General features: G+C 43.9%; 1 protein-coding gene and 1 pseudogene. Both read left to right on the plus strand.

Going from position 1 to position 1,762, the window contains the following annotated elements:
* Positions 1-247 precede the first annotated feature (247 nt).
* Positions 248-571 (plus strand): annotated as a pseudogene (locus tag G565_RS27845) (type I restriction enzyme HsdR N-terminal domain-containing protein); the annotation flags it as partial.
* A gap of 105 nt (positions 572-676) precedes the next feature.
* Positions 677-1,762 (plus strand): HsdM family class I SAM-dependent methyltransferase (locus tag G565_RS25375; RefSeq protein WP_211227247.1); only part of this gene is annotated, 1,086 nt, incomplete at its 3' end.

A 1,762-nucleotide genomic window follows, 5' to 3' on the forward strand; every position in this document is an offset into this window, starting at 1 on the left:
CTGTCAGGGAGTTGGTGAAAAATCTGTGCAATCAGGAAAAGTCAAAAAAAACCTGTCAAGCCTTTTTTGATATTATTTCGCTGAATAGTTACAAATAGACATCCTTCAGTCCATCCTAAAGGACAGCAACTACAATTTATCGCTGTTCTCGGCTGAAGAAATTGAGGCGCTGCGCGAAAAGGTTTTCACCAAAGAAGCCAGAGGTAAAGAAACGGCTTTTATAAACTGCGTCGTTAGAGATAAAGAAATTCAACTCAAGCCTGAGGAGGTTGTCCGGCAGCTATACGCAACAAGGCTCATAGAGCAATACGGCTACCCGAAAAAACGCCTTGCCTTTGAATATGCCGTTACCTTTGGGCGCGAGAAGAAAAGCGCAGATATTGTCATTTTTGACAAAGACCGCACTGATACCGCTTATATCGTCATTGAACTCAAAAAGCCCAAACTCAAAGACGGGAAAAACCAGCTTCGCTCCTATTGCAACGCTACGGGTGCGCCTATTGGCATATGGACAAACGGCGAGAAAATATCGCACTACCACCGCAAAGACCCGAATTACTTTGAAGACATCACCGATATTCCCAAAGGGAATCAAACTCTCAAAGACATACTGAGCGAACGCTTCACCCTGCGCGACCTAATTATCAAAGACAAAATCGCCAATGAACGAAAGTCATTGAAAGACATCATTCTGGAAATGGAAGATGAGGTTCTTGCCAATGCTGGCGTGGATGTGTTCGAAGAAGTCTTCAAACTCATTTTCACCAAACTCTATGATGAATTCGGCAGCAAAAAAGACAAGGACATTATCGAATACCACCTTGACCAGCATATGGATGAGGAAGAACGAGGTGATTACGAAAAACTGAAAGAATGCCTTGAAACGCTAAATGACAAGAAATTTCGTGTCATGGAGTTCAGAAACACCGGCCAAACCGATACTGAGTTAAAAAAGAAGATTCAAGAATTATTCGATGAGGCCAAAAAACAATGGCATGGCGTTTTCCCAGAAAGCGCGTCGTTTGAACTGTCTGACAGCCATTTATCGGTATGCGTTTCCAGTTTGCAGGATGTGAAGCTGTTCAACTCCAACCTTTTAGTGGTGGATGAAGCCTTTGAATATCTGGTCAACAAATCAGCCAAAGGCGAAAAAGGCCAGTATTTCACGCCACGCCATGTCATTGATATGTGCGTGCAGATGCTTAACCCTAAGCGTGGCGAATACATGATCGACACCGCATCGGGAAGCTGTGGCTTTCCTGTGCATACGATTTTCAAACTTACCGGACATTTGTTCACTAATGCTGAAATTCCTGACGATGAAAAGCAGCACGTGCTCAAAGTGTTTGGAATAGACTTTGACGAAAAAACCGTGCGTGTTGCTCGTACCCTAAACTTGATTGCGGGTGATGGAGAAACCAATGTGTTGCATCTCAACACGCTGGATTTTGAACGGTGGAATGACAAGACTGAAAAAGACCCCAAATGGATTAACACCTACGGCAAAGGCTTTGACCGTCTGGAAAAACTCAGAAGCGACAAGGGTGAAAACAAAAACTTCGACTTCGATATTTTGATGGCAAATCCACCCTTTGCTGGGGACATCAAGGAAAGCCGCATCCTGCATCAGTATGAACTCGGCTTTAAGAGCAATGGCAAGGCACAAAGTAAAGTTGGGCGGGATATTCTGTTTATTGAAAGGGCTCTTCGTAAAACTCTGTGGAACCCTATGGCAGCATATCCAGCTTTCCACAGTGAAACA

It is taken from the genome of Saccharospirillum impatiens DSM 12546 (assembly GCF_000423605.1).
Classification (GTDB): Bacteria; Pseudomonadota; Gammaproteobacteria; order Pseudomonadales; family Natronospirillaceae; genus Saccharospirillum; species Saccharospirillum impatiens.